Raw genomic sequence first — 2884 nt, forward strand, 5'->3', positions numbered from 1 at the left:
AGGACGGAGAACTCATGAATCGATTTGTCTCAGTAAAACAACCCCTTATTCGACATATGCGATTCCCCTGCCTCAAGGGGGGAGAGGAGTTGGTGCCTGACTGGCAGTCCCTTGTAAACACTGCGTCCCTCGCTCCCGGCATGACCGGTGAGGGGATAGATCGCTCCAGATAACCCGCCGGCCAGGAACATGTTCGTGCATCAAAGGTTTGATCCCGGAAACGAAGGAAGGGAGCCATGAAAGAACCTGTGACATCCGCAAAACTCCGCGATGAGATCGACCACGGTCAGACTGCGGATAAAGTGTCTTTCCCTGACCCCGCAGCGGCGCCGCTTGGAACCGATGATGAAGCAGCCGGAAACCCGCCAACGGCAGAGCAGGTCGCCATGGCACGCAAGCAAGAGCTGAAAGAGGGGCCGGTACGCCGGCATGAACTTGACGGCCGGCCGCGACGGGGAAGGATCAAGCTCCTTCTTGTCGCTGCGATCATCCTCGCCGCAGTCGCCGGCTACTATCTGAGCCGCTAAGAGCCGTCCGGCGACGCGCAGCAGCCCGGTCAACGTCCCTCGCCCGGTGCTGCCACATGGCGGGAACATCCGGGATAGCCGGGACTTTACACAGAGAACTCAAGCCGGAGAGAGCCATGACAGATCGAGCCAGCCACAAACCCTATGACCAGCCAACCGGCGGATGGGGGTCGCTCAAGTCATTGCTCAAACATTCGGTCCAGCAGGGCGCAGTGTCGAGCGGGGTCGGGCTGATGCGCTCTCACAACAAGACCGGCGGCTATATGTGTACAAGTTGCGCATGGGCTAAGCCCGGAAAACCCCATCTGGCCGAATTTTGCGAGAACGGGGCGAAAGCGACGTTCTGGGATCTGACCTCAAAGCGCACAACGCCGGAGTTTTTCGCGAAGCATAAAGTCTCCGGCCTGCTTAACTGGACGGACCATGACCTCGAAAACGAGGGACGCCTGACCCATCCGATGCGGTATGACCCCGGCAGCGACACCTATGTCGCGGTGTCCTGGGCAGAAGCTTTCGACGATATCGGCGCGCATTTGAAACGCTATTCGCCCAAGGATGTGGTGTTCTACACCTCGGGCCGTGCCGCCCTCGAGACATCCTATATGTATCAGTTGCTGGCCCGGCTTTACGGCAACAACAACCTGCCCGACAGTTCCAACATGTGCCATGAAACCACCTCGGTGGCGCTGCCGCAAAGCATCGGCACCCCGGTTGGCACGGTCCTGCTCGAGGATTTTCAGGAAACGGACTGCCTCCTGTCCTTCGGTCAGAATGTAGGCACCAATTCGCCGCGCCTGCTTCACACGCTGCAGGAGGTGCGCGAACGCGATGTGCCCGTCGTCGTGTTCAATCCATTGCGCGAACGCGGCTGGGAAGCCTTTGTCAATCCGCAGCGGCCCGGCCAGATGCTGACCAACAAGGCCACCCCGATCGCAACACAATATTACCAGCCGCGCGCCGGCAGCGACATTGCGGTGATGACCGGCATGGCCAAGGCGCTGTTCGCCTGGGATGATGCTGCACAGGCCGCGGGCGAAGCGCGCGTTCTCGACGACAAATTCATCGCCGCCCATACGCATGGGTTTGAGGCATTTGAGGCGATGGTGCGCGGCACCGCTTGGTCCGATATCGAAGCCGCCTGCGGGTTGCCGCGGGACGCGTTGCAGGCGGCCGCAAGGACCTATGCCGAGGCGAAGTCGGTCATCGCGATCTACGGCATGGGCCTGACACAGCACAAGCTCGGCGTCGGCACCGTGCAGATGCTGATCAACCTGCTGCTGATGCGCGGCAATATGGGGCGGCCGGGAGCAGGTATCTGTCCGGTGCGCGGGCATTCGAATGTTCAGGGCCAGCGCACGGTGGGTATTGCCGAAAAAACCGAACTCGTGCCGCTGGACAAGATGGCGGAACGCTATGGTTTCGCCCCGCCGCGCGAAGACGGCATGAACACCGTCGAGGCTTGCGAGGCCATCGCCGCCGGCAAGGTCAGCGCCTTTGTCGGGCTGGGCGGCAATTTCATCCGCGCCATCCCCGAGCGCGACTTGATGGAACGCAAATGGCGAGATCTCGATCTTTCGGTGCAGATCGCCACCAAGCTCAACCGCACGCATCTCATCACCGCCCGCACCACCTATCTGCTGCCGACCCTCGTGCGCTCCGAGCTCGACGAACAGGCCACCGGCCCGCAGATTGTCACGATGGAGGATTCCACCACCTGCATCCATGCCTCCCGCGGGAAATACCGTCCGGCCAGCCCGCATCTGCTGTCCGAACCGGCGATCGTGGCCGGGATTGCCAAGGCCGCCTTGCCGGAAAACCCTTCGGTGCCGTGGGATCTCTGGGTGGCGGATTACGCGCTGATCCGCGACGAGATTGAGGCGGTCTTCCCCGATGATTTTCGCGGCTTCAACGCCCGGCTTGATCTGCCGGGGGGCTTCCCGCGCCCTGTGGCCGCTCGCGAACGCATCTGGGAGACCGACACCGGCAAGGCAAATTTCAAGACACCCTCGGCTTTGCACGCCAGTTTTGATAGCGGCAGCGATCCCGGCGTCCTGCGCCTGATCACGCTCCGCTCGAACGATCAGTTCAACACCACAATCTACGGCGATGCCGACCGGCTGCGTGGCATTCATCACTCCCGCATGATCGTGATGATGAACCCCAAAGACCGGATGCGGTTCCAGATTGCCAAGAACGAGCTGGTCCGGCTGACCTCTGCCACGGACGATGGCGTGTCACGGAGTGTCGGCGGCTTGCAGGTGATCGACTATGACATCCCCGAAGGCACCATTGCCGCCTATTATCCAGAGTGCAATGCATTGATCCCGCTCTGGCAATATGCTGAGGAGAGCAAGACT

At 61.2% G+C, this 2884-nt stretch carries 2 protein-coding genes; both read left to right on the forward strand.

The features are described from left to right. The first annotated feature begins 236 nt into the window (after window positions 1-236). Window positions 237-527, forward strand: a complete 291-nt coding sequence (locus tag AC0CMF_RS25200; RefSeq protein WP_374631430.1) for a hypothetical protein — start codon at window positions 237-239, stop codon at window positions 525-527. 116 nt (window positions 528-643) lie between these two features. Beyond that, window positions 644-2884, forward strand: a 2241-nt coding sequence (locus AC0CMF_RS25205) for an FdhF/YdeP family oxidoreductase (RefSeq protein WP_472482574.1), incomplete at its 3' end; no start/stop codon positions are given.

The sequence above is a fragment of the Pannonibacter sp. CBAS1226 genome (genome assembly GCF_055685825.1).

What these genes read in the sequence shown, in the direction of transcription:
- AC0CMF_RS25200 (WP_374631430.1), top strand. Translation starts at nt 237, where the DNA reads ATGAAAGAACCTGTGACATCCGCAAAACTCCGCGATGAGATCGACCAC.